Annotated in this window: 20 protein-coding genes; 15 read left to right on the top strand and 5 right to left on the bottom strand. The window is 58.6% G+C overall.

Going from position 1 to position 23,271, the window contains the following annotated elements; genetic code table 11:
* Window positions 1-6 precede the first annotated feature (6 nt).
* The 3 genes from IV493_RS13725 to ppnP all read left to right on the top strand — a co-directional run bounded on the left by IV493_RS13725 (window position 7) and on the right by ppnP (window position 2,010).
* Window positions 7-939 (top strand): DUF1177 domain-containing protein, encoded by a 933-nt coding sequence (locus IV493_RS13725; RefSeq protein ID WP_195857296.1) that lies wholly within the window; start codon window positions 7-9, stop codon window positions 937-939.
* Window position 940: 1 nt separating this feature from the next.
* Window positions 941-1,618, top strand: a complete 678-nt coding sequence (locus IV493_RS13720; RefSeq protein WP_041456664.1) for an AroM family protein — start codon at window positions 941-943, stop codon at window positions 1,616-1,618.
* A 95-nt stretch (window positions 1,619-1,713) separates the two neighbouring features.
* Window positions 1,714-2,010, top strand: a complete 297-nt coding sequence (ppnP, locus tag IV493_RS13715; protein WP_013356948.1) for a pyrimidine/purine nucleoside phosphorylase — start codon at window positions 1,714-1,716, stop codon at window positions 2,008-2,010.
* Window positions 2,011-2,378: 368 nt separating this feature from the next.
* Here ppnP and rdgC read toward each other — a convergent pair whose 3' ends face one another.
* A complete protein-coding gene (gene rdgC / locus IV493_RS13710; protein ID WP_033782014.1) occupies window positions 2,379-3,290 on the bottom strand; it encodes a recombination-associated protein RdgC in 912 nt (303 codons plus the stop codon).
* Between the two features lie 146 nt (window positions 3,291-3,436).
* On the opposite strand from rdgC, the gene mak reads away from it, so the two are divergent.
* A complete protein-coding gene (mak, locus tag IV493_RS13705) occupies window positions 3,437-4,348 on the top strand; it encodes a fructokinase (protein ID WP_195857295.1) in 912 nt (303 codons plus the stop codon).
* Window positions 4,349-4,430: 82 nt separating this feature from the next.
* On the opposite strand, the gene eat is transcribed toward mak, so the two are convergent.
* Window positions 4,431-5,795 carry an ethanolamine permease gene (eat, locus tag IV493_RS13700; protein WP_195857294.1) on the bottom strand — a complete coding sequence of 455 codons (1,365 nt, stop codon included), beginning with the start codon at window positions 5,793-5,795 and terminating at the stop codon, window positions 4,431-4,433.
* Between the two features lie 249 nt (window positions 5,796-6,044).
* Between eat and IV493_RS13695 the strand changes: the two genes are divergently transcribed.
* Entirely contained in the window at window positions 6,045-7,049 is a 1,005-nt protein-coding gene (locus tag IV493_RS13695) for a phosphotransferase enzyme family protein (RefSeq protein ID WP_195858186.1), read from the top strand.
* 154 nt (window positions 7,050-7,203) lie between these two features.
* Window positions 7,204-8,271 carry an AraC family transcriptional regulator gene (locus tag IV493_RS13690; protein ID WP_061061743.1) on the top strand — a complete coding sequence of 356 codons (1,068 nt, stop codon included), beginning with the start codon at window positions 7,204-7,206 and terminating at the stop codon, window positions 8,269-8,271.
* On the opposite strand, the gene IV493_RS13685 is transcribed toward IV493_RS13690, so the two are convergent.
* Window positions 8,268-8,660 carry a cell envelope integrity TolA C-terminal domain-containing protein gene (locus IV493_RS13685; protein WP_061061744.1) on the bottom strand — a complete coding sequence of 131 codons (393 nt, stop codon included), beginning with the start codon at window positions 8,658-8,660 and terminating at the stop codon, window positions 8,268-8,270. The genes IV493_RS13690 and IV493_RS13685 overlap by 4 nt on opposite strands.
* Before the next feature lie 154 nt (window positions 8,661-8,814).
* Here IV493_RS13685 and IV493_RS13680 point away from each other — a divergent pair, with 154 nt between their 5' ends.
* The 3 genes from IV493_RS13680 to IV493_RS13670 are packed head-to-tail and all read left to right on the top strand — an operon-like array spanning window position 8,815 to window position 10,516.
* The gene (locus tag IV493_RS13680) at window positions 8,815-9,492 is read left to right on the top strand and encodes a CsgG/HfaB family protein (RefSeq protein ID WP_013356955.1); all 678 of its coding nucleotides are present in this window, start codon (window positions 8,815-8,817) and stop codon (window positions 9,490-9,492) included.
* An 11-nt stretch (window positions 9,493-9,503) separates the two neighbouring features.
* On the top strand, window positions 9,504-9,863 hold the full coding sequence (locus tag IV493_RS13675; protein ID WP_013356956.1) for a DUF4810 domain-containing protein: 360 nt from the start codon (window positions 9,504-9,506) through the stop codon (window positions 9,861-9,863).
* Complete coding sequence (locus IV493_RS13670) at window positions 9,860-10,516, top strand: DUF799 domain-containing protein (protein WP_230299971.1); 657 nt, start codon at window positions 9,860-9,862, stop codon at window positions 10,514-10,516. Before IV493_RS13675 ends, IV493_RS13670 begins: the two co-directional genes overlap by 4 nt.
* Before the next feature lie 29 nt (window positions 10,517-10,545).
* Here the strand turns inward: IV493_RS13670 and IV493_RS13665 are convergent, their stop codons facing one another.
* Window positions 10,546-14,220: an AAA family ATPase gene (locus IV493_RS13665; protein WP_195857293.1), complete on the bottom strand. Its 3,675-nt coding sequence runs from the start codon at window positions 14,218-14,220 to the stop codon at window positions 10,546-10,548.
* Window positions 14,217-15,416 (bottom strand): exonuclease subunit SbcD, encoded by a 1,200-nt coding sequence (gene sbcD, locus IV493_RS13660; protein ID WP_195857292.1) that lies wholly within the window; start codon window positions 15,414-15,416, stop codon window positions 14,217-14,219. Before sbcD ends, IV493_RS13665 begins: the two co-directional genes overlap by 4 nt.
* A 197-nt stretch (window positions 15,417-15,613) precedes the next feature.
* On the opposite strand from sbcD, the gene phoB reads away from it, so the two are divergent.
* The 6 genes from phoB to proY all read left to right on the top strand — a co-directional run bounded on the left by phoB (window position 15,614) and on the right by proY (window position 22,976).
* Entirely contained in the window at window positions 15,614-16,303 is a 690-nt protein-coding gene (gene phoB, locus IV493_RS13655; RefSeq protein WP_003852491.1) for a phosphate response regulator transcription factor PhoB, read from the top strand.
* Between the two features lie 14 nt (window positions 16,304-16,317).
* A complete protein-coding gene (phoR, locus tag IV493_RS13650) occupies window positions 16,318-17,631 on the top strand; it encodes a phosphate regulon sensor histidine kinase PhoR (RefSeq protein WP_095707620.1) in 1,314 nt (437 codons plus the stop codon).
* Between the two features lie 19 nt (window positions 17,632-17,650).
* Window positions 17,651-18,571, top strand: a complete 921-nt coding sequence (locus IV493_RS13645) for a PstS family phosphate ABC transporter substrate-binding protein (RefSeq protein WP_147788576.1) — start codon at window positions 17,651-17,653, stop codon at window positions 18,569-18,571.
* Window positions 18,572-18,735: 164 nt separating this feature from the next.
* Window positions 18,736-19,842, top strand: coding sequence for a cobalamin-independent methionine synthase II family protein (locus tag IV493_RS13640; RefSeq protein WP_195857291.1), 1,107 nt, complete (start codon window positions 18,736-18,738; stop codon window positions 19,840-19,842).
* 391 nt (window positions 19,843-20,233) lie between these two features.
* A complete protein-coding gene (gene brnQ, locus IV493_RS13635) occupies window positions 20,234-21,553 on the top strand; it encodes a branched-chain amino acid transporter carrier protein BrnQ (RefSeq protein WP_013356963.1) in 1,320 nt (439 codons plus the stop codon).
* 70 nt (window positions 21,554-21,623) lie between these two features.
* The gene (gene proY, locus IV493_RS13630; protein ID WP_033731734.1) at window positions 21,624-22,976 is read left to right on the top strand and encodes a proline-specific permease ProY; all 1,353 of its coding nucleotides are present in this window, start codon (window positions 21,624-21,626) and stop codon (window positions 22,974-22,976) included.
* The last annotated feature ends 295 nt before the right edge of the window (window positions 22,977-23,271 follow it).

The raw sequence follows: 23,271 nt of genomic DNA, 5'->3' as shown, positions 1-23,271 counted from the left end.
TAAAGCATGAGCTTGCAGCAGACCCTGGCGGTTTTTGAGTTACTGGATAGTGCCCACATTGACGGGCAGCAGGTCGTGGATCTGTTTACCTTTTATCCTGACGTTATGGCCCGCTTTACCCGCGTCACCGGCCCCAAAGGTCGTACTGATTTTGTGCGCATTGATATCCCGGGTACCCAGGGTAAATCAGGCGGCGGCACGGCACCGACGCTGGGCATCATCGGTCGCCTGGGTGGCATTGGTGCCCGTCCTGGGCGTATCGGCATGGTATCCGATGCGGATGGCGCAATAGCGGCGATCGCCAGCGCGCTTAAACTGGCGCAGATGCAGAGCAAAGGCGACAGGCTCGCCGGCGACGTAATCATCACTACTCATATCTGTCCCGATGCACCGACACGGCCGCATCAGCCGGTCGATTTTATGGATTCGCCGATTGATGATGTCACCATGAATGATAATGAAGTGGTGGCGGGCGTGGATGCGATTCTGTCGATCGATACCACCAAAGGTAACCGCATTATCAATCACAAAGGATTTGCCCTGTCGCCGACGGTGAAAGAGGGCTATATCCTGCGGGTTTCGGAAGATCTGCTGCGCATTATGGAGATGACCAGCGGCCGTCCGGCGGTGACCTTTCCTATCACTACGCAGGATATTACCCCTTACGGCAACGGTGTTTATCACCTCAACAGCATCCTGCAACCCTCGACCGCCACCGATGTGCCGGTGGTCGGTGTGGCGATCACTGCCGAGTCGGTGGTGCCGGGCTGCGGAACCGGGGCCAGTCATGAGGTGGACATTGCGGCAGCGGCGAAGTTTGCAATTGAGGTGGCGAAGGCGTTTGGTCGTGGAACCTGTCACTTCTATGACGCTGAAGAGTATGCGCGGCTGATTACGCTCTATGGCAGCCTGGCGCACCTGCGCCACCGGAACCACTAAGATGGCGAAATCACTGGCGACCCTGACAATCGGGCAGTCACCACGCAGCGATATTCTGCCGTTGCTGCGTCAGCATCTGCCGGATGCGGTGACCGATCATGCCGGTCTGCTGGATGGACTGGACGCTACTGAGATTGCCGACCACTTCACGCCAGCCGCAGGCGACAGGGTTCTGGTGTCTCGGTTACAGAGTGGCGAACAGGTGCGGCTATCGGCGTCGAAGGTGGAGCAGGGATTACAGCGTAAAATCAGCGCGCTGGAGCAGATGGGGTATGACACCATTCTGTTGCTATGCACCGGTGAATTCAGCCAGCTCGTTACCCAGCGTGCGCTGCTGCTGGAGCCGGATCGCATCATTCCTCCGCTTATACGCGCCATGGTGCAGCAGCAGCGGGTCGGAATTGTGGTGCCGGTTGAGGAGCAGATTGTTGAACAGGCTGGCAAGTGGCAGCCACTGCCCGCGCAGCCCTGTTTTGCGGTCGCCAGCCCCTATCAGGGCGATGAGGCAACCTTCGCTGATGCCGCAAACCGCCTGAAAGCGCAGGGCGCAGAGCTGGTGGTGCTTGACTGCATGGGCTATCACCAGCAGCATCGGGCATGGTTACAGCAGCGGCTGGACGTGCCGGTTCTGCTCTCTAATCAGCTGGTAGCCCGACTGGCGGCGGAGCTGCTGCCCTGACGCAGGCGATCACAAACCGCCATCATTTCGCGTGACAGATCAGCGGGTTCCCTTCTACACTGCCTGACACACAACATGTGCTCTGGAGAACTATTATGCTCAACGTAAGTGAGTATTTTGACGGAAAAGTTAAATCTATCGGTTTTGACAGTGCGAGCACCGGCCGTGCCAGCGTGGGCGTGATGGCTGAAGGTGAATACACATTTGGTACCGGCCAGCCGGAAGAGATGACCGTGGTCAGCGGCTCGCTTAAGGTGCTGCTGCCAGGTGAGACCGAGTGGAAATGGTTTGAAGCGGGTTCGGTGTTTAACGTGCCGGGCCACAGCGAATTTCATCTGCAGGTTGGCGAGCCAAGTTCCTATCTCTGCCGTTACCTGAAAGATAAAGATTAAAAAAAGGTCCGCTAAGCGGCCCTTTTTGACAACTTCTGACCCGAACCGTGGTGGGATCATGCCCCAGCTCAGGGAACAGGGTCAGATCGGAAAGACGCTAAAGCCAATCCCTGGCCGCTCGGCCCGCGCGATTACGCACCTCATCCCTGAGGTGCGCCCGTTGCCGGGCCAACGCGTTGCGTTGTTCAAAAACGCTCCCGGCGTTTTTGTCCATGGCGCGGGACGCTTTCCTCTTCTGACCCTGTTCCCAGCGCTTTATGCTTTTCCGCTGCTGTCAGATCTACCTTGTTGGCATAGGTGCTTAAATGGCCGCTAAGCGACCATTTTTTTGGCATAAAACGTTTTTTCTGGCAACCCTGCCTGCTGAATTAACGCTGGGCTTCGCCGCCTAACGCTTCCACCAGATTGCTGGTCAGTGCCGCCAGTTCGCTGGTCATCAGAATAAAGTCTGCATCAAAGCGCTGGGCAAAATCTTCGCGATCGATATCGTCGTTCTGGTCGCGCAGCGTGTCGCTGAACTTCAGACGTTTTACCGAACCGTCATCCGCCAGCACGAACTGAATGCGCTCCTGCCAGTCGAGTGCCAGTTTGGTCACTACCTTACCGGCTTCGATATGGTTGGCGATCTCGTCACACACCAAATCCTGTTTCTTACAGCGGATGACGCCGCCATCTTCCAGCAGTGCTTTCAGCTCCGCTTCATCCATCAGCGCAAACCCGGCTGGCAGGTCGCCTGAACGTACCCATTGGGTCAGCGTCAGCTCAATCGGATTTTCCAGCGTCAGCGGCACCACCGGCAGTGAACCCAGACTTTTGCGCAGCAGCGCCAGAGTATCTTCCGCTTTTTTCGCGCTGGCACAGTCAACCATAATCAGGTTATTGACCGTATCGATCCACAGATAAGTCTGGCTGAAACGGCTGAAGGCGCGCGGCAGCAGGCTGTGCAGCACTTCATCTTTCAGGGAATCTTTTTCGGTCTTCTTAAGCTTGCGGCTCTGCTCAGATTCCAGCTTGTCGATTTTCGCTTCCAGCGCCTGTTTTACCACGGGCGAAGGCAGGATTTTCTCTTCTTTGCGGGCGCAAATCACAATCTGACCTTTGTTCTCGTGGGTCAGTGCGTCGCTGCGGTTGCCCATCGGTGGGACCCAGCCGGTCTTGCTCATATCCTGACTGCCACACGGTGAAAACGTGAAGGCGTCGAGCTGTTTTTCCATCTCGTCTGCGGACAACGGAATGTCACGATTCAGACGATAAACCATCATATTTTTAAACCACAACATCGGGATTCCTTACCGTGGCGCGATCGGGCGCACAAGTCTGCGAGAGTCAGCGCGCATGATAGCGAAACATCGGAGTGGTTTCATTGCCTTTAAGGCAGTCGCCTTCTACTGTATCTCTCACCTGAACGAACAACGAGGATGTAACCTTGCGCATAGGCATAGATCTGGGTGGCACCAAGACAGAAGTGATCGCATTGTCAGATAAGGGAGAGGAGCTGTTCCGCCACCGGGTGAATACCCCGCGTGATGACTATCAGGCCACGGTGCAGGCGATTGTCGATCTGGTTAACCTGGCCGAGCAGAAAACCGGCGAGACCGGTACGGTCGGCCTTGGGATTCCTGGCTCGCTGTCGCCCTTCAGCAAGCGGGTAAAAAATGCCAACTCCACCTGGCTCAACGGCCAGCCGCTGGATAAAGATCTGGCGCAGGCGCTGAACCGGGAAGTGCGCATCGCCAACGATGCTAACTGCCTGGCGGTGTCGGAAGCGGTTGACGGGGCGGGAGCCGGACAGTCGCTGGTGTTTGCCGTGATCATCGGCACCGGGTCGGGCGCGGGTGTGGCGATCAACGGGGAGTCGCGCATCGGTGTCAACGGCAATGCTGGCGAGTGGGGCCACAATCCGCTGCCGTGGATGGATGAAGATGAGCTGCGTTACCGCCAGGAAGTGCCCTGTTATTGCGGGCAGCAGGGCTGCATCGAGACCTTTGTTTCCGGCACCGGTTTTGGTATCGACTATCAGCGGCTGAGCGGCGTGCAGCGTAAAGGCGCAGAGATCGTTTCGCTGCTGGCACAGCAGGATCCGATCGCCGAACTGGCGATGAGCCGCTATGAGCTGCGGCTGGCTAAATCCCTGGCGCAGGTGGTGAACCTGATCGATCCCGACGTGATCGTGCTGGGTGGCGGGATGAGCAATGTGGATCGTCTCTATCAGACCGTGCCGGTGCTGATGAAGAAGTGGGTGTTTGGCGGGGAGTGTGAAACGCCGGTGCTGAAGGCGCAGCATGGCGATTCCAGCGGCGTGCGCGGTGCGGCGTGGCTCTGGCCGCTTAACGGCTGATGCCGATCCTGCCCGCGGTTCAGCACCTGAAGCCCGGGTGCTGAACCGTTAACCTCTGGCGCAGCATCCTGCCGCGCCGCGGTTATTCGCCAGCCAGCATCGTGTCCTGCGGTGCCCGATCGCGCTGCGCTTTGGTGGCGAGGAAGTAGAGATAGCCGACCACCATGATGGCGACAAACAGCGCGCCAATCACCGGATTAAACCACAACATCGCCAGCAGGCAGACGACTGACAGCAGCAGGGCGATGCCCGGCACAATCGGATAACCCGGCGCGCGGAAGCTGCGCACCATCTCCGGCGCGCTGCGGCGCAGTTTAAACAGGCTCAGCATGCTCATGATGTACATCACAATCGCGCCAAACACCGCCATGGTGATCATCGCTGCCGTCAGCGTCATCCCCTGCAGATTAATCACGCCATCGCTGTAAATCGCCGCGATGCCCAGCACGCCGCCGAGAATAATTGCGCGATGCGGAGTCTGGAAACGCGACAGTTTTGCCAGCGAAGGGGGCAGATAGCCCGCGCGGGCCAGGGCAAAAAACTGCCGTGAGTAGCCGAGAATGATGCCGTGGAAGCTGGCAATCAGGCCAAACAGCCCAATCCACACCAGCATATGCATCCAGTTAGAGTGTTCGCCAACGATCATTTTCATCGCCTGCGGCAGCGGATCGTTAATGTCAGCAAGTTTGCGCCAGTCGCCTGCGCCGCCTGCCATCAGCATCACGCCAATTGCCAGCACCACCAGCGTCAGGATCCCGCTGATATAGGCACGTGGAATGGTCCGGGTGGGATCTTTCGCCTCTTCAGCCGCCATCGCGGCGCCTTCAATAGCAAGGAAAAACCAGATGGCGAAAGGAATGGCGGCGAAAATGCCGGAGAAGGCGGGCAGTCCGAAGCTGTCGCTGCCCGCCCAGCCGTGCGCAGCAAAGTTTGCCAGGCTGAAGCCAGGCGAGACCACGCCCATAAACACCAGCAGCTCAATGACCGCCAGCACGGTGACAACCAGTTCGAACATCGCTGCCAGTTTTACGCCGAGAATATTCAGCGTCATAAACACCAGGTACGCGCCGACCGCCGCGGTTTTCGGGTTCAGTTCAGGATACTGCACATTGAGATAAGCCCCGATCGCCATGGCAATCGCCGGTGGTGCAAAGACAAACTCAATCAGCGTCGCCAGCCCGGCAATCAGCCCGCCGGTTTCGCCAAAGGCGCGACGGCTATAGGCAAAGGGGCCGCCCGCATGGGGGATCGCGGTGGTCAGCTCGGTGAAGCTAAAAATAAAGCAGGTGTAGAGCGTGGCGATCAGCGCCGTGGTCACCAGAAATCCCAGCGTGCCTGCCACAGCCCAGCCGTAACTCCAGCCAAAATATTCGCCTGAGATCACCAGGCCAACCGCAATCCCCCACAGATGCAGGGTGCCCAGCGTGGGCTTGAGTCTGTTTGTCATACTGTTATCCCCGTCGTTGTTGGTCTCACGCGGCGTTTCACCGCCATAACTACTAAAGTAAGGGGATAATGCCGTTGCATTACTCACCACGACTTGACGCGGGCGCAGTAACTTCTGTCCTCCACAGTCAACTCACAGGCAACAACCTGGCCAGCTGCACGCTGCGGTCAACTTTGTCTCTTCTGAGGTCAAGCAGCTCACCTTCTGGCAACGCATGCTGAGATAACGCAAGTGAAAAGGAGCCGGATGATGAGCGCTAAACAATATGACAACCTGACTGATTCCCAACTCACCCTGATGGCGCAGCAGGCGCTCGCCTGCTATCCCGCCGAGCTGCAGGGTCAGCTCAGCCTGCTGTGCCGCTCAGAGAACGCCACGTTCCTGGTGAAAGCGGCAGGCCGGCGTTATGCGCTGCGGCTGCATCGCGGCGATTACCACCAGAAAGCGGATATCCTTAGCGAACTGCTGTGGCTCGATGCATTGCGCGAAACCGGCATTATGGTGCCGGAAGCGGTGCCGGACAACGCGGGCGAAACGGTGCTGACGCTGCGGCTGCCGGATGGCAGTGAGCGCTACGTGGTGCTGTTTCACTGGATCGATGGTGAGATGCCGACCACCGACGTTGATCCCCGCGCCTTTCAGCAGCTTGGTCAGATTACCGCGCGGCTGCATCAGCACAGCAAACAGTGGCAGCCGCCTGCGGGTTTCCAGCGCATTATCTGGGATCATCACACCATGACCAGCGCTGAGAGTCACTGGGGGCGCTGGCAGGATGCGCCCAATTTGCCTGTTGCCGATCACGGCGTCGTCGAACAGACGATCGCGCAGGTCGGCGCGGCGATGGCGCAGTTTGGTAAGGGATCGGATCGCTATGGCCTGATCCACGCCGATCTGCGGCTGACCAATCTGCTGCTGCACAAGGGAGAAACGCGGGTGATCGACTTCGATGACTGCGGACTCGGCTGGTATCTGCACGATCTGGCGGCCGCGATCAGTTTTGTTGAGCATCACCCGCGCGCGCCAGAGTGGATCGATCACTGGATACGCGGTTATGAGCAGGTGGCGCATATCAGCGATGCGGAGATGGCCATGCTGCCCGCACTGCTGATCCAGCGTCGTATTCAGCTCACCGCCTGGGTAGGATCGCATGCTGAAACCGAAATGGCGCGCAGTCTCGGCCCGGCGTGGGCCAGTCACTCGGTCCGCCTCTGCCGCGATTATCTGGAGGGTAAAGCGCTGCCGGTCGGTGTCTGATGCACCAGCGGCGGGCGTGGCTGCGCCGCCGCAGTGCCGGATGCCGTGTCCGCGCGCAGTCCGGACCGCCCGCAGGCGGGGCTTAGAGACCTGGTATGGAATTTGCTCTGATCTCAGGGACGGGTGATCCACCTGACTTCTGACTGAGGCGACCATGAATCCGACACTGATCAAGCCCGATGCGTTTGCGGCCTGCTCTGCCGCGGCGGGGGCAGGCAATCACGGCGTACTGGCTGCGGCGGCGACCGGCTTAAGCGAGTTTATTCATACTCAGGGTGGCGATGTTGATCGCATATTTGGCATCAGCGGCATCGATCCGGAACGTCTGGCCAGTCCGACGCTAAGCCTGGGGCTGGTGAACTACTGTCGGGTGCTGGAAGAGGCGGCGCGCCACTCTGGTTTTGATAACTTCGGTTTGCACTACGGCAGGCAGTTTAAACCGCAGTCATTAGGCCTGATCGGCTACATTGGCTTGTGCTCCGTCACGCTGGAACAGGCGCTGCACAATGTGGTTAACGCGTTTCCCTGGCATCAGCACGACACCTTAACCCGGCTGGTGGATAAGGGAGAGTGCTGGCGGCTCGACTATCAGGTGCGCCACGGGGCTATTCTGTCGCGCCGTCAGGATGCCGAGCTGACGCTGGGGATGTTTATGAATCTGATCCGCCACGTCGCGGGCAGACACTGGGCGCCGCGCGAAGTCCATTTCGAGCATCCGCGTCCCGGCCAGTGGCACGATCACTGCAAAGTGTTTGATGCGCCGGTCTGGTTCGATCAGCCGTTTAATTCGCTGGTGATCCCGAAACGCGATCTGCTGCGCGCGATGCCGGAGAGCGATCCGATCCTGTTGATGGTGATGCAGGATGCGATCCGGCGGCTGAACCGCGGGACGTCTCAGCAAAGCATGATTGAGCAGGCGCGTTCGCAGGTTAATTTATCGCTGATGCAGGGCGAGCCGGTGCTGGAAGAGGTGGCGGATAAACTCGGGCTGTCGAGCTGGTCACTACAGCGGCGGCTGCGCGAAGAGGGCAGCAGCTTTACTGCGCTGGTGGATCAGGTGCGCTGCGAAATGGCGACGTACTATCTGCAGCAGAAGCAGCTGCCGATCTCGGAGATGGCGCTGCTGCTGGGCTACTCGGAAGTCAGCGCGTTCTCACGCGCATTTCGCCGCTGGTTTGGCATCAGTCCGCGCCAGTGGCGCCAGGAAGGTCTGGCCAGCTAACCACGCGGCGCAAAGCCAAACCACGCCGGTTGTCCCGGCTCCGGCGGCGGGGGCAGATCGCGCGTTTGTGCCACCAGCTGCCAGGCACGCAGGCAGAGCGCCTCATCCCCCTGAGTCTGCGTCACGGCATAATGTCTGCTGTGTTGTTGCCACTCCATCCGTACCAGACATTGCTGACCGGCGTAACGCGCCGCATCAGTAAACTGTCGATTCAGTACCGGCTGCATTTGATTAGTCCAGTGACAGGATTTGCTGTCCGGATCCTTCGCAGGCTCACACAGGTTTGCCACGCTATCCCGTTGCTTTGTCACAGGTTGCTGACAGGCGCTGAGCGCCATTGCAATAATCACACCTGGCAATACTCTCACTATTGTATTAATTAAATTCATTAAGTTAGCCACTTTTTTCTAAAGATCTTCCGGTCTGCTGCCGACAGTCTACAGACCGGCCTGCTGAATGCTATGGCATTCCTCCGACTGTCGGCAGAACCAGAATTTACCGCCTCTGTGCGGATGATGTCTTTTTTCACTTCATGGATTAGAAATGCAGAAAAAATATGCCTTTGCGGCACTCTCCTTGTTAACCACCTCGCTAATCAGCGGCTGTGCTACCGAATCTTCCCGTGCTATTCAGGCTCCGCAGGTTCGTGCAGCCAGCCAGCCGGTTTATCAGGGCGTGCGCAGCCCGATTGCGGTAGGTCAGTTCGATAACCGCTCCTCGTACATGAACGGCATCTTCTCTGATGGTGTCGATCGGCTGGGTAATCAGTCGAAAACCATTCTGATTACCCATCTGCAGCAGACCAATCGCTTCAGCGTGCTGGATCGCAGCAATCTGAAAGAGTTGCAGCAGGAGTCAGACTTCAAACGCAGCCAGCAGAATATCAAAGGCGCGAACTACATCATCACCGGTGATATTACCGAGTTTGGCCGCAAAGAAGTGGGCGATCAGCAGCTGTGGGGCATTCTGGGCCGCGGCAAAACCCAGATCGCCTATGCCAAAGTGAATCTCAACGTGGTGGATGTCACTACCTCTGAAGTGGTTTACAGCACCCAGGGTGCAGGCGAGTACCAGCTTTCGGCGCGTGAAGTGATCGGCTTTGGCGGCACCAGCAGCTATGACTCGACGCTGAACGGCAAAGTGATGGATCTGGCGATTCGCGAAGCGGTCGATCATTTAGTGGATGGAATCAACAACGGCGCATGGCGTCCGGCTAAATAAGGAAGCAGTAAATGAAAATGATGACACTGAGCAGCCTGCTGATGGCAGCGGCGCTGCTGGCCGGCTGTGCGCCAAAAGCGCCGAAAACGATCTACTACTGGGGCGACTATCAGGAACAGATTTATAGCTACTATCAGCAAAGCGGCGATCCGCTGAAGCAGATCGATGCGCTGAGTCTGGATGTGGAAAAAGCCCGTGCTGCGGGTCAGCCCGTACCGCCAGGCCTGCATGCGCAGCTCGGCCTGCTCTACGCTAAAACCGGTGATACCAATAAAGCGTTTGGTCAGTTCGCCACCGAGAAGCAGCTGTTCCCCGAATCAGCACCTTACATGGATTTTCTGATGAGTAAAAAACAAGGAGTGGTACAGTGAAAAAATGGATTGCCCTGAGCGGCGCGCTGATGGTGCTGTTGCTGACTGGCTGTGCGCAGCCAAAAAAACCGTACGACTACACTGCGTTTCGTGCCAGCAAGCCTGCCTCGATTCTGGTGCTGCCTGCCGCTAACACCTCGCCGGATATCAACGCCGCTCACAGCCTGAACTCGCTGGTGACGCGTCCGCTGGCCGAAGCCGGTTACTACGTCTTCCCGGTGGCGGTGGTTGAAGAGACCTTTCAGCAGAACGGCCTGACCAGCGCCAGCGACGCCCAGGCGGTCAGCGCGAAACGTCTGAATGAGATCTTCCACGCCGACAGCGCGCTCTATATCTCGATCAGCGACTATGGCAGCAGCTATCGGGTGATCGACAGCGTGACCACCGTGACCGCCAAAGCACGGCTGGTGGATTTACGCAGCGGCAAAGAGATCTGGCAGGGTTCCGCTACCGCTACCGACAATGATCAGGGCAATAATAACAACAACGGCGTGATTGGTATTCTGGTCAGCGCGGCGATCAAGCAGATTTCCGACAACGTCACTGACAAAGCCCATACCGTGGCCGGACTGACCAGCAATCGTCTGCTGTCACAGAACGAGCAGGGCGGATTACTTACCGGCCCTCGCTACAAAGTCGTCAGCACCCGCTGATCAGACTCAAACGGGCGCTTTGGCGCCCGTTATCCCTGCGGCAATTCCAGCTGGCTGTACCCTAATCCATTCATCTTGCGCACTTTAATCTGCACCGGGATACGCTCTTTCATCGCTTCCACGTGGCTGATCACCCCGATGGTTTTGCCGCTGGCGTTCAGCGCGTCGAGGGCATCCAGCGCGGTGTCCAGCGTCTGGGCATCCAGCGTGCCGAACCCCTCATCCAGAAACAGCGATTCGATGCGCGTTTTGTGGCTGACCAGATCCGATAACGCCAGCGCCAGCGCCAGACTGACCAGGAAACTCTCGCCACCTGACAACGTGCGGGTATCGCGAGCCGCGTCGGCCTGCCAGGTATCGACGACATCCAGCTCCAGCAGATCCTGCGCCCGGCGCTGCAGCAGATAACGGCCATGCAGCCGATCGAGCTGACGGTTGGCAAGCGCTACCAGATGATCCAGCGTTAACCCCTGGGCGAAGCGCCGGAATTTATCGCCGCTGGCGGAGCCGATCAGATCGTTGAGCAGGCTCCACTGCGCCAGCACCACACCATCCTGTTCAATCTGCGTCATCAGGCTCTGTTGTCGGGCGCGGAGGCTGGCGTCGCTGTGCAGCTGCTGCTGAATCTGACCCTGCTGGCTGGCGTTGTCGCGCAGGGCCAGCCGTAACTGCTCCAGCTGCTGCGCCAGTGCTTCGGCGGATTCCGGCATCGCATCGGGTTTCGCCTGCTGATGAACGCTGAGCCGCTGCTGCAGATCCGCTAGTCGCGCCTGCTGCTGCTGGCATTGCTGATCGAGCTGCTGCAGCTGCTGACGCAGTTGCAGCGCAGTCTGCTCATCCAGCAGCGCCGCGCGCAGGCTGGTTTCATCGATAAATCCGGCGCTCTCCAGTGCCTGCTGCAGCGTGCTTTCCGCCTCTGCCAGTTTGCCGCTGAGCGTCTGACGCTGATTTTCCAGCCCCGACAGCTCACCCTGCAGGCGACTGACCTCGGCCTGCGCCTGCTGCAGGGCGGTGAGCTGCTGTGCCAGCTGTTCATCAGCGTGCTGAACGCGGGCCTGCAGCTGCTGACGGGCGTTGGCGACATCGCGATCGCCAAACAGCGCCAGACGGGCACGACGCATTTCGCTGAGCTGCGCCTGGCTCTGCTGCTGCTGCTGCTGACGGGTGGCGAGCTGCTGCTGTTCCTGCTCTGCCTGTTGTTGCAGGGCAGTGAGCTGGGTTTCCCCTTTTAACAGCTGCGGCTGCAGGTTAGCGAGCAACTGCTCACTTTCCTGCCAGCGCTGCCAGCGCCGCTGTTGCTCCGCCAGCCACGCATCGCGATCGGCAGCATCGGGCAGGGCAAGATGGTGCGCGCTGAACTGCTGCTCCAGACGGCTCTGCAACTGCTCCCAGGCCTGCTGTTCCTGCTGCTGACGCTGTTGCAGCGCATCCAGTGCCTGTTGCAGGCTGGTCAGCGACTGCTGCGCCAGCTGTTCGGCCTGCTGGTGCTGCTGCCAGGCCTGTAGTTGCTGAAGATGGTGATCTTTCGCAGCCTGACGCGCCTGTTCAGCGGCCTCCTGAGCCTGTCGCTGCTGCTCAAGCTGACTTTCACGGTCGCTTTGCTGCTGCTGCCACGTGGCTAAGGCCTCGCGATCGGCAAGCGGGATGGTAAGTGCCAGCTCACCGCTCAGCGCCTGCCATTGCTGCTCAAGCTGCTCAAGCTGTTGCTGCATCCCGGCGATTTCATCGCGCAGGGCCTGCTGCTGCACTACTGACTGCTTCAGCTGTTCATTTTTTGCCGTGCCCGCTTCACGCAGTGCCTCGGTTTGCTGCTGCAGCGCAGCCCGGCGCTGCTGGTTAGCACTCACTTCCAGTGTGCTGTAGGCCTCAACGGCGGGATGGGTGCAGGAGCCGCACAGCGGGCAGGGCTGATCGGCGGTGAGCCGGGCGCGGTAATCGCTGAGGTCGACAATCTGCTGCTCCAGCGCGCAGATTTTTTCGACATCATCCAGCTGCTGTTTTTCGCGTTTCCACGTCTCGCGCAGGCTCTGGAGTTCCGCTTCACTCTGCTGATGCGCTTTTTCCAGCGCGCTCAGCCTTTGCTGGCGCTGGCCCAGCTGCTGGTGCAGCGGCTGCCACTGCGTTGAGAGCAGCAGCAGTTGCTGACGCGCCGGACGGCTGTTCTGCAACTGGCTTAATGCCTGCCGCAGTGCGGCAGGCGGATGCTGCTCCTGAAGCGAAGTGAGTACCTGCTCCGCCTGCGACAGCGCCTGGCGGGCCTGTTGATCTGACAACTGGCGCGGCAGTGCCTGTTGTGCCTCTTGTTGCTGTTTCGCCTGTTGCGCATCGATCTGTTGCTGCTGCTGTTCGCGCTGTTGCGTCAGTCCCGCCAGTGTCGCCTCGCGCTGTGCCAGCAGGGCAAAGTTCTCCTGCCATACCGGCAGCGAAGCGCCCCAGTGCGCCAGATCGGCCAGCTGCTCGCGTAACTGATGCTGTTCGGCAATCGCCTGCTGCCAGGCCGCGACCTGCTGCTTCTGCTGCGTCAGGCTGGCCTGGGTCTGGTCGGCATGCTGCTGCTGCCGGGCATTTTCCTGCTGCTGCTCTGCAAGCTGTTGCTGCAGCGTCGTGATGTGCTGATCCAGCGGCAGCACCTGTTCCGTCAGCAGGTTCTCCTGCTGCTGCTGTTCCTGCTGCGCCAGCTGGCGGGCGGTCTGAGCGGCCGCATAATTCTGCTGATGCTGCTGCTGCTGGTTCTGCGCCTGCTGCTGCGCCGCGGTAAGCTGCTGATAGCGGCTCTCAGCCTGCTGCTGTTCACTGCGCAATGTGTCACGCTGCTGCAGTTTAATCCTCAGTTTTTCAGCCGGTTCGCTGCGAGCCAGCCGCTGGCGGTCGGTTTCAGCCGCCTGTGACGCGGCCTGTGCCTGCTGTAGCGCCGCTTCAGCCTGCGCACTCTCCTGCTGTAACTGCTGTGCCTGTTGCTGCCACTGCTGCTGTTGCTGCGCCTGCTGATAATCCGCGCTGAGCTGCTGTTCAGCCCTGGTCAGATCGCTAAACTGCTGTTGCAGCGCGTCGCGGGCATCGCTATCCAGCAGCGCCATCGCTCCCGCCTGGCTGCGCAGCAAATCCAGCTGGGTTTTCGCCTCTTTATGACGCTCGTAGATGGCTGCGGAAATCAGGCCGTAAATTTCGGTGCCGGTCAGCTCCTCCAGCAGTTCGGCGCGTTCACTGGCTTTCGCGTTGAGAAAGGCGGCGAATTGTCCCTGTGACAGCATCATTGAGCGGGTGAAGCGTTCGAAATCAAGACCTGACAGGGTTTCGATCAGCTTCAGCTTGTCACCGACCTTATCGGCAACAATGGTGTTGTCGTCACAGCGCGCCAGCTCAACGCGCGGCGCCTGTAGCTTGCCGTCAGCGGTGCCGCGCGCGCGGTTCTGGCTCCAGAAAGCGCGCCAGGCTTCACCTTTGATCTCAAACTCGACCTCAGCCAGACATTCTGCGCAGTCGCGGGTCATCAGCGCATTCTGGCTCTGGGAAATCGCGCCCAGGCGCGGCGTCTGGTGATAGAGCGCCAGGCAGATGGCGTCCAGCAAGGTGGTTTTACCGGCTCCGGTGGCCCCGGTTATCGCAAACAGGCCGTTGCTGGCAAAGGGTTCGGCGCGGAAGTCGATGAACCATTCACCGCGCAGGGCATTGAGGTTTTTAAACCGTAGCGTAAGGATCTTCATTGGGTCTCTTCCATGGCGGCCAGCGTCTGGTGAAACAGCGTGGTCATCTCGTCGATTTGCGCCGGTTGCAGCTCCTCATCCAGCGCCAGGCGGCGGGCAAAGACCTCTTCCACCTTCAGCTCACTCAGCGTTTCGTTGTCGAGCCGCGCCAGGCTCTGCTGCCGCTGTTCACGGCTGCGGCGCAGCAGCAAGACTTCGACCGGCAGCGTAGCGGTCAGGGTTTCGACCTGACGTTGCAGATCACTGAGGTACTCCTGAGTGGTGACTTCGATATCGAGCCAGGTCGGTTTTTCCTGCTCTGCCGAACTGAAGGCATTTAGCTGTTCCGCTATCTGCGCCAGCGACCCTTTCAGCACCTGCATCGGCTGCGCCTGTGGCACCATCAGCGGCGTGACTGACTGCAGGCCGCTGGCCGCCAGCTCCAGCAGGAAGACGCTTTTTTCAGTCCCCAGCTCATCAAAGCTCAGCGGAATCGGCGAGCCGCTGTAGCGGATATGCTCGCTGCCCGCCACGCGCTGGGCGCGATGAATATGGCCGAGCGCAATATAATCAGCAGCGGGAAACGCGCTGGCGGGAAACGCATCCAGCGTGCCGATATAGATGTCACGCACTGAATCGCTCTGGCTGACGCCAACGGTGGTGAGATGCCCGGTAGCAATGACGGGCAGCGCATAGCCCAGCGCCTGGGCGGCGGCAAAACGCTGCTGATAGTGGTGGGCAATCGCCTCCAGCAGCGAGGTCTGCTTGTCGCGTCCCGACTGACCCGCCCGGCTGCGCAGGATATCGCGCGGGCGCAGATAGGGAATGGCGCACAGCAGCGCGCCCGGCTCGCCCTGGCGGGTGTTGAGCAGCAGCACATCATCCTGCGCCTGCGGGGTGGCGATCACCCGCGTGTTGAGGCAGGCCAGCAATTCGCGTGACTCATTCAGCGTTGCCACGGAATCGTGGTTACCCGCCAGCACAATCAGCTGACAGCCCGCAGGCTGCAGTGCCACCACGAAGCGGTTAAACATCTCGCGGGCGTAGCTGGGCGGCGTACCGGTATCAAACAGGTCGCCTGCAATAATCAGCGCATCCACCTGATGCTGTTCAATCTGGATCAACAGCCAGTCGAGAAACGCCTGATGTTCCGCCGCCCGACTTTTGTTGTAGAAGAACTGCCCCAGATGCCAGTCCGCAGTATGAATGATGCGCATGATGAGTCCCTGCCGTTGTGATTCGCCGGGCGATTATACTGGCTCTGCGGCCAAAGCAAAAAAATGTCGCTGCGCTGTCATAAATGATTACCAGTGAGGTTACAGGCAGGTTATGTTTTTCATAAAAGTGTCACAAATCTGACGCATAATGGCGCCGCGAATCTCAGTGACAGCCGTCATAATCAGCAGGAGTAATAATGGCTAAGCGCATTTTGGTTGTGGAGGATGAAGCCCCCATCCGTGAAATGTTGTGTTTTGTTCTGGAGCAGAACGACTATCAGCCAATCGAGGCGGAAGATTATGACAGCGCCGTTGGCAAGCTGATTGAACCCTGGCCCGATCTGATTTTGCTGGACTGGATGTTACCCGGTGGCAGCGGGATTCAGTTTATCAAGCATCTGAAGCGCGAGGCGATGACCCGCGATATCCCGGTGATGATGCTGACCGCGCGCGGCGAAGAGGAAGATCGGGTACGTGGCCTGGAAGTGGGCGCCGATGATTACATTACCAAGCCGTTTTCACCTAAAGAGCTGATGGCGCGGATCAAAGCGGTAATGCGCCGCATTTCGCCGATGGCAGTGGAAGAGGTGATTGAGATGCAGGGGCTGAGTCTGGATCCCTCCTCACATCGCGTGATGTCCGAAACCACGCCGCTGGAGATGGGCCCCACCGAATATAAGTTGCTGCACTTCTTTATGACGCACCCGGAGCGTGTCTACAGCCGCGAACAGCTGCTGAACCACGTCTGGGGCACCAATGTGTATGTGGAGGATCGCACTGTCGATGTTCACATTCGCCGTTTACGTAAAGCGCTGGAAGTCTCCGGCCACGATCGCATGGTACAAACCGTCCGTGGAACAGGGTATCGTTTCTCTGCCCGCTACTAAACGGAGCCTTTACCGTGCTGGAACGCCTCTCCTGGAAGAGATTACTGACAGAACTGCTGCTGGCCTGTCTGCCTGCGGCGCTGCTGGGTCTGCTGTTTGGCGGCCTGCCCTGGTGGCTGCTGCTGAGCGTGGTCATGGTGTTGTTGTGGCATTTCCACAATCTGATGCGGCTGTCGCACTGGCTGTGGCTCGACCGCACCATGACGCCACCGACCGGGCGTGCCAGCTGGGAACCGCTGTTTTATGGGCTTTACCAGATGCAGCTGCGCAACCGGCGGCGGCGGCGTGAACTCGGTAATCTGATTAAGCGTTTTCGCAGCGGGGCCGAATCGCTGCCGGATGCGGTGATCCTGACCACGGAAGAGGGCACTATTTTCTGGTGTAACGGCCTGGCGCAGCAGCATCTGGGCCTGCGCTGGCCGGAAGATAATGGCCAGAATATCCTCAATCTGCTGCGTTACCCGGAGTTCTCCCGCTATCTGCGCCAGCGCGATTTTGACAAGCCGCTGACGCTGGTGCTGAACAACAAACTTCACATGGAATTCCGCGTCATGCCCTATAGCGAAGGGCAGTGGCTTCTGGTGGCGCGTGATGTGACGCAGATGCATCAGCTGGAAGGGGCGCGCCGCAACTTCTTTGCCAACGTCAGCCATGAGTTACGCACGCCGCTCACCGTGCTGCAGGGCTATCTGGAGATGATGAATGACTCGGTGATGAGCGAGCCGTCGCGCAGCAAAGCGCTGCACACCATGTCGGAGCAGACGCGCCGCATGGACAGTCTGGTGAAACAGCTGCTGACGCTGTCGCGCATCGAAGCCGCGCCCGCGATCGATCTCAAAGAGAAGGTCGATGTGCCGGTGATGCTGAAGCTGCTGCAGCATGAGGCGGCGACGCTGAGTGGCGGTCGTCACGATATTCATTTCCATACCGATCCCCATCTGAAAGTGTTCGGCAACGACGAACAGCTGCGCAGTGCTATTTCCAATCTGGTGTACAACGCGGTGAATCACACGCCGGAGGGCACGCGGATTGATATCAGCTGGCTGCGTGGCAAGCAGGGCGCGACCTTCCGGGTGTGCGACAACGGGCCGGGTATTGCGTCAGAACATATTCCGCGTCTGACCGAGCGGTTCTACCGGGTTGATAAGGCGCGTTCGCGCGCCACCGGCGGCAGCGGGCTGGGACTGGCGATTGTGAAACATGCGCTGAGCCACCACAACGCGCGGCTCGATATCACCAGCGTGCCACATAAAGAGACTTGTTTTACCTTTACGCTGCCCGCGAGGTTGATTGTGAACAGCGTGATGCAGGAGAATGCCGTTCATTAATCGCTGCCGGATCTCTCTGATGCGCCTCCTTCTTTTATTAATCGTCTCTCTGCTGCCGGGTCTGGCGCTGGCCCAGCCCGGCACGCTCTCCGGCAATCTCAGCAGCGTCGGATCCGACACGCTCGGCTATCTGATGACCCTGTGGGGCGAAGATTTCAGCCGCCAGGCACCGGGCGTCAATGTGCAGGTTCAGGCCTCCGGTTCGTCTACCGCGCCGACCGCGCTGGCGGCGGGTGCCGCACAGCTCGGGCCGATGAGTCGCCCCATGCAGGCTGATGAACGTCAGGCCTTTGAGGCGCGCTACGGCTATCCACCGCTGGCGGTGCCGGTGGCAATGGATGCGCTGGTGGTGGTGGTCAATCAGCGCAATCCGCTGCAGCAGATTGAACCGCGCCAGCTCGACGCGATTTTCTCCATTACCCGCCTGTGTGGCGCGCACAGTGTGCCGCTGCGCTGGGGCGATCTTGGTTTAACCGGCGACCAGTGGCGCGAACGGCCGATTCAGCGTTATGGGCGCAACTCCGCCTCCGGCACCTGGGGGTTCTTCAAACAGCAGGTGCTGTGTAAAGGCGATTTCCGCAGTGACGTAGCGGAGTTTCCCGGCTCGGCGGCGGTGGTGCAGGCGGTGGCCGGTAATTCGCGCAGCATCGGCTATGCCAGTTTCGGCTTTCACCTCAGCGGCGTAAAAATGCTGGCGGTGATGAATGACCAGGGCCAGGCGATTGCTCCGGATGCCGATGCGATCCGCAGCGGCCGCTATCCCTGGGCGCGTCCGCTCTATCTCTATGTCAACAAAGCGCCCGGCAAACCGCTGCCGCCGCTGGTAGCCGCGTTTCTGCAGCAGGTGCTTTCCGTGCAGGGACAGCGGCGCGTCAGCGAAGCGGGCTACCTGCCGCTCTCTGACAGCCAGATGGCGCAGGCGCGCGCAGCGCTGCAATAATCTTCCAGCATGAATTTTTTTCATCATCGCTGAATTTTCTTCAGTTGCAGACTGAGGTTACTCGTGTCACTCTGCATTCAGACATATAGCCATCCAGATGGCTATTTATATCAGAATGTAATTATTTCCTGCCGTAATCATTTGCAGGAAGGACAGGAGTGATCATGCAAAGAGAAACCGCCCCGTTCCGCGCCGACACCGTTGGCAGCTTCCTGCGTCCCGCTGCAATTAAGCAGGCGCGTGAACAGTTTTCAGCCGGAGAGATTGATGCCGCCGCCCTGCGTCAGGTTGAAGATGCGGCAATCCGCGATGTGGTCGCGAAACAGCGTGAAAATGGCCTGAAAGTGGTGACAGACGGCGAGTTCCGTCGCGGCTGGTGGCACTTCGACTTCTTCTATGGTCTTGACGGCGTTGAGAGCTATGAAGCGGAGCAGGGCATCCAGTTTAATGGCGTGCAGACTAAAGCGCATGGCGTGAAAGTGGTGAGCAAACTCGGTTTCCCGGCGGATCACCCGATGCTCGACCATTTCCGCTTCCTGCAGAGTATTGCCGGTGATGCGGTGCCGAAGATGACTATTCCCAGCCCCAGCGTGCTGCACTTCCGCGGTGGCCGCAAAGTGATTGATTCGGAAGTCTATCCGGATCTGGCGGAATACTTCGACGATCTGGCGCAGACGTACAAACAGGCGATCAAGGCGTTTTACGACGCGGGCTGCCGCTATCTTCAGCTGGATGACACCGTCTGGGCGTACCTCTGTTCTGAAGATCAGAAGCGAGATATCCGCGCTCGTGGCGACGATCCGGACCAGCTGGCACAGACGTATGCTCAGGTGCTGAATAAAGCGCTGGAAGATAAACCTGCCGATCTGACCGTGGGTCTGCATGTCTGCCGCGGGAATTTCCGCTCAACCTGGATCTCTGAAGGCGGCTATGGGCCCGTGGCAGAAATCCTGTTCGGCAGCGTCAACGTGGATGCATTCTTCCTGGAGTATGACAACGCCCGTTCCGGCGGCTTTGAGCCACTGCGTTACGTTAAGCCGGGCCATCAGCAGGTCGTTCTGGGGCTGATCACCACCAAAGTGGGTGAGCTGGAAGATCCGGCGCAGGTGAAAGCCAGGCTGGAAGAGGCGACGCAGTATATCAGCCTGGACCAGATCTGCCTCAGCCCGCAGTGCGGCTTTGCCTCTACCGAAGAGGGCAACAGCCTGAGCGAAGCCGAGCAATGGCAGAAGATTCGTTTAGTGGTCGATATTGCTAATCAGGTCTGGTAATGCTGTAACGTTGTGCAGACAGGCGCGTAAAACGCGCCTTTTGTGTATCTTCTGGCCCGTTTATGCGGGGTTTTCTCACGCTCTGTCTGTTATTTAAGCACATCATCTTGTGTGCCTGCGGCAAAAATTAACGCTATCCACTGCCTTTTGAAAAAATGGCGGCATAACCTTCTGGTTTTCCGATCCCGTATTGCCTTTCACCGCTATAAACGTTTTACTTAGCGCCGTTGTCGATCCATCCCTCTGTGAACAGAATAAAAGCAGCTTAAATCACCTGCGCTTTACCCTGCGACGAGCATAATGCGCTGACATTGTCAGCCAGATCGCGGTTTGCACGCAGCGAGGGGACAACACTAACCCAACTTCCACCGCAACATCAGTGACAGGCCGTATGACACATCGTTTAACTTCGAAGGACATTCTCGCGCTGGGCTTTATGACATTTGCCCTGTTTGTTGGCGCGGGCAACATCATTTTCCCGCCCATGGTCGGTATTCAGTCTGGCGAACACGTCTGGACAGCCGCCATCGGCTTTCTGATTACCGCTGTTGGTCTGCCCGTGATGACCGTGATCGCCCTGGCCCGCGTCGGCGGCGGCGTGGATGCGCTCAGCACCCCGATTGGCAAGGTCGCTGGCATCGTGCTGGCCACCGTGTGCTATCTGGCTGTCGGGCCGCTGTTTGCTACGCCGCGCACGGCAACCGTCTCGTTTGAGATGGGCATTGCACCGCTGACCGGCGATGGCGCGCTGCCGCTGTTCATCTATAGCCTGATCTACTTCGCGCTGGTGATTGGCGTGTCGCTCTATCCGGGCAAACTGCTCGACACGGTAGGGCACTTCCTGGCGCCACTAAAAATTATCGCGCTGACCGTGCTGGGCGTGGCTGCACTGGTGTGGCCCGCAGGCGGCACCATTCCGGCGACCGCGGACTATCAGCGTGCGGCGTTCTCCAGCGGTTTCGTTAATGGCTATCTGACCATGGATACGCTGGGCGCGCTGGTGTTCGGCATCGTGATCGTTAACGCCGCCCGTTCACGTGGTGTTGATAATGCCGCGCTGCTGACCCGTTATACCGTGCTGGCAGGACTGATTGCCGGTCTGGGCCTGACGCTGGTCTACCTCTGCCTGTTTAAACTGGGCGCAGGCAGCGGGGCGCTGGTGGATCAAAATGCTAACGGCGCAGCGATTCTGCACGCGTATGTTCAGCATACCTTTGGCAGCATGGGCAGCTTCTTCCTGGCCGCGCTGATCTTCGTCGCCTGTATGGTGACCGCCGTCGGCCTGACCTGTGCCTGTGCGGAATTTTTTGCGCAATACCTGCCGTTGTCGTATAAAACGCTGGTGTTTATTCTGGGTCTGTTCTCGATGGTGGTGTCGAATCTCGGCCTGAGCCACCTGATTCAGATCTCCATCCCGGTACTGACGGCGATCTATCCGCCCTGTATCGTGCTGGTGGTGCTGAGTTTCACCCTTAACTGGTGGAATAAGAGCAGCCGGATTATCGCGCCAGCGATGCTGGTCAGCCTGCTGTTTGGCATTGTTGATGCGATTAAAACCACCGGGTTTAAAGATTTGCTGCCGGCATTCAGTCAGCACCTGCCGCTGGCTGACCAGGGTCTTGCCTGGTTGCCACCGTCACTGGTAATGCTGCTGATTGCCGCTGTTGTGGATCGGGTGAAAGGACCGGAACAGGTGACGGTTCACTCGTAACAGAGCGCACTGATTCTTCTTTAACCACGGGCTTGCCCGTGGTTTTTTCATTTCACAGGTACAGGTTGTTATGCAAGAAACCAACAAGCTCAAACGCGGACTGAGCACGCGCCACATCCGTTTTATGGCGCTGGGATCGGCGATTGGCACCGGGTTGTTTTACGGTTCCGCTGACGCGATAAAAATGGCCGGACCGAGCGTGCTGCTCGCCTACATCATCGGCGGTGCAGTGGCGTATATCATCATGCGCGCGCTGGGTGAGATGTCCGTTAACAATCCTCAGGCCAGCTCTTTCTCCCGCTACGCGCAGGACTATCTTGGGCCGATGGCGGGCTATATCACCGGCTGGACCTACTGTTTTGAAATCCTGATTGTGGCGATAGCGGACGTTACCGCGTTCGGCATCTATATGGGCGTCTGGTTCCCTGAGGTGCCGCACTGGATTTGGGTGCTGAGCGTGGTGCTGATCATCGGTGCCGTCAATCTGATGAGCGTGAAAGTGTTCGGCGAAGTGGAGTTCTGGTTCTCCTTCTTCAAAGTCGCCACCATCATCGTGATGATTCTGGCTGGTTTCGGCATGATTATCTGGGGGATTGGCAACGGCGGTCAGCCGACCGGTATCCATAACCTGTGGACCAACGGCGGCTTCTTCGCCCACGGCGTCGTCGGCATGCTGCTGTCGCTGCAGATGGTAATGTTCGCCTATGGCGGCATCGAAATCATCGGTATCACTGCGGGTGAAGCGAAAGATCCGGAGAAGTCGATTCCGCGCGCGATTAACTCGGTGCCGTGGCGCATTCTGGTGTTCTACGTTGGCACGCTGTTTGTGATTATGTCGATCTACCCGTGGAATCAGGTAGGAACCTCGGGCAGCCCGTTTGTGCTGACCTTCCAGCATCTGGGGATCGCGGCAGCCGCCTCTATCCTCAATTTCGTCGTGCTGACCGCGTCACTCTCGGCGATTAACAGCGATGTGTTTGGCGTGGGCCGTATGCTGCACGGGATGGCGCAGCAGGGCCATGCGCCAAAAGTCTTTATGAAGGTTTCGTCGCGCGGCATTCCGTGGGTGACGGTGGTGGTGATGATGTTCGCCATGCTGATTGCGGTTTATCTCAACTACCTGATGCCGGAAAAAGTCTTCCTGGTCATCGCCTCGCTGGCGACCTTTGCAACGGTGTGGGTCTGGATCATGATTCTGCTGTCGCAGATCGCCTTCCGTCGCAAAATTGGCAAAGAGGCGGCGAGTAAGCTACAGTTTGCGCTGCCAGGTGGCAGCTGGACGGCTGGCGTCGGCGTGGCGTTCCTTTGCTTTATTATCGGTCTGATTGGTTATTTCCCCGATACCCGCATTTCACTCTATGTTGGCATGGTGTGGATTGTGGTGCTGCTGCTGGGCTATAAGCTGGTGCGTAAACCACGCTAATCTCCTGTTCTGCTCTCCCGATTTATGGGGGAGCAGAAGCCGCTATTTCCCTCTTTTATTTTCTCCCGTCACTGTTTATTTGTGTGATCTTCGCCACAACGCTGAATTCTTTTATTACGCGTTGAACCACTGTTATCGAAATAAGACGCTGCGCCGGATTATTACGGTGAATGCATCCCGAAAAGATTATTCAGACGGGCAGTGAATATCGCTGAAGATTACAGGCGGGCAAAGGCGTTGATGGGGCTTCATGCTCAGAAAAGTGCGGCTATACGGGCACTGGCGGGCTAAAAAA

This window comes from Pantoea sp. SM3640 (assembly GCF_015654165.1).
GTDB lineage: Bacteria > Pseudomonadota > Gammaproteobacteria > Enterobacterales > Enterobacteriaceae > Pantoea > Pantoea vagans.
This window is presented reverse-complemented; position numbering and strand designations above follow the sequence as displayed.

Coding starts and splice junctions, on each gene's coding strand:
- IV493_RS13690 (WP_061061743.1), top strand. CDS start 7,204: ATGAATCCGACACTGATCAAGCCCGATGCGTTTGCGGCCTGCTCTGCC.
- IV493_RS13695 (WP_195858186.1), top strand. CDS start 6,045: ATGAGCGCTAAACAATATGACAACCTGACTGATTCCCAACTCACCCTG.
- proY (WP_033731734.1), top strand. CDS start 21,624: ATGCAAGAAACCAACAAGCTCAAACGCGGACTGAGCACGCGCCACATC.
- IV493_RS13640 (WP_195857291.1), top strand. CDS start 18,736: ATGCAAAGAGAAACCGCCCCGTTCCGCGCCGACACCGTTGGCAGCTTC.
- IV493_RS13725 (WP_195857296.1), top strand. CDS start 7: ATGAGCTTGCAGCAGACCCTGGCGGTTTTTGAGTTACTGGATAGTGCC.
- eat (WP_195857294.1), bottom strand. CDS start 5,795: ATGACAAACAGACTCAAGCCCACGCTGGGCACCCTGCATCTGTGGGGG.
- IV493_RS13685 (WP_061061744.1), bottom strand. CDS start 8,660: ATGAATTTAATTAATACAATAGTGAGAGTATTGCCAGGTGTGATTATT.
- phoB (WP_003852491.1), top strand. CDS start 15,614: ATGGCTAAGCGCATTTTGGTTGTGGAGGATGAAGCCCCCATCCGTGAA.
- IV493_RS13665 (WP_195857293.1), bottom strand. CDS start 14,220: ATGAAGATCCTTACGCTACGGTTTAAAAACCTCAATGCCCTGCGCGGT.
- ppnP (WP_013356948.1), top strand. CDS start 1,714: ATGCTCAACGTAAGTGAGTATTTTGACGGAAAAGTTAAATCTATCGGT.
- rdgC (WP_033782014.1), bottom strand. CDS start 3,290: ATGTTGTGGTTTAAAAATATGATGGTTTATCGTCTGAATCGTGACATT.
- IV493_RS13720 (WP_041456664.1), top strand. CDS start 941: ATGGCGAAATCACTGGCGACCCTGACAATCGGGCAGTCACCACGCAGC.
- IV493_RS13645 (WP_147788576.1), top strand. CDS start 17,651: ATGCGCCTCCTTCTTTTATTAATCGTCTCTCTGCTGCCGGGTCTGGCG.
- brnQ (WP_013356963.1), top strand. CDS start 20,234: ATGACACATCGTTTAACTTCGAAGGACATTCTCGCGCTGGGCTTTATG.
- sbcD (WP_195857292.1), bottom strand. CDS start 15,416: ATGCGCATCATTCATACTGCGGACTGGCATCTGGGGCAGTTCTTCTAC.
- IV493_RS13675 (WP_013356956.1), top strand. CDS start 9,504: ATGAAAATGATGACACTGAGCAGCCTGCTGATGGCAGCGGCGCTGCTG.
- IV493_RS13680 (WP_013356955.1), top strand. CDS start 8,815: ATGCAGAAAAAATATGCCTTTGCGGCACTCTCCTTGTTAACCACCTCG.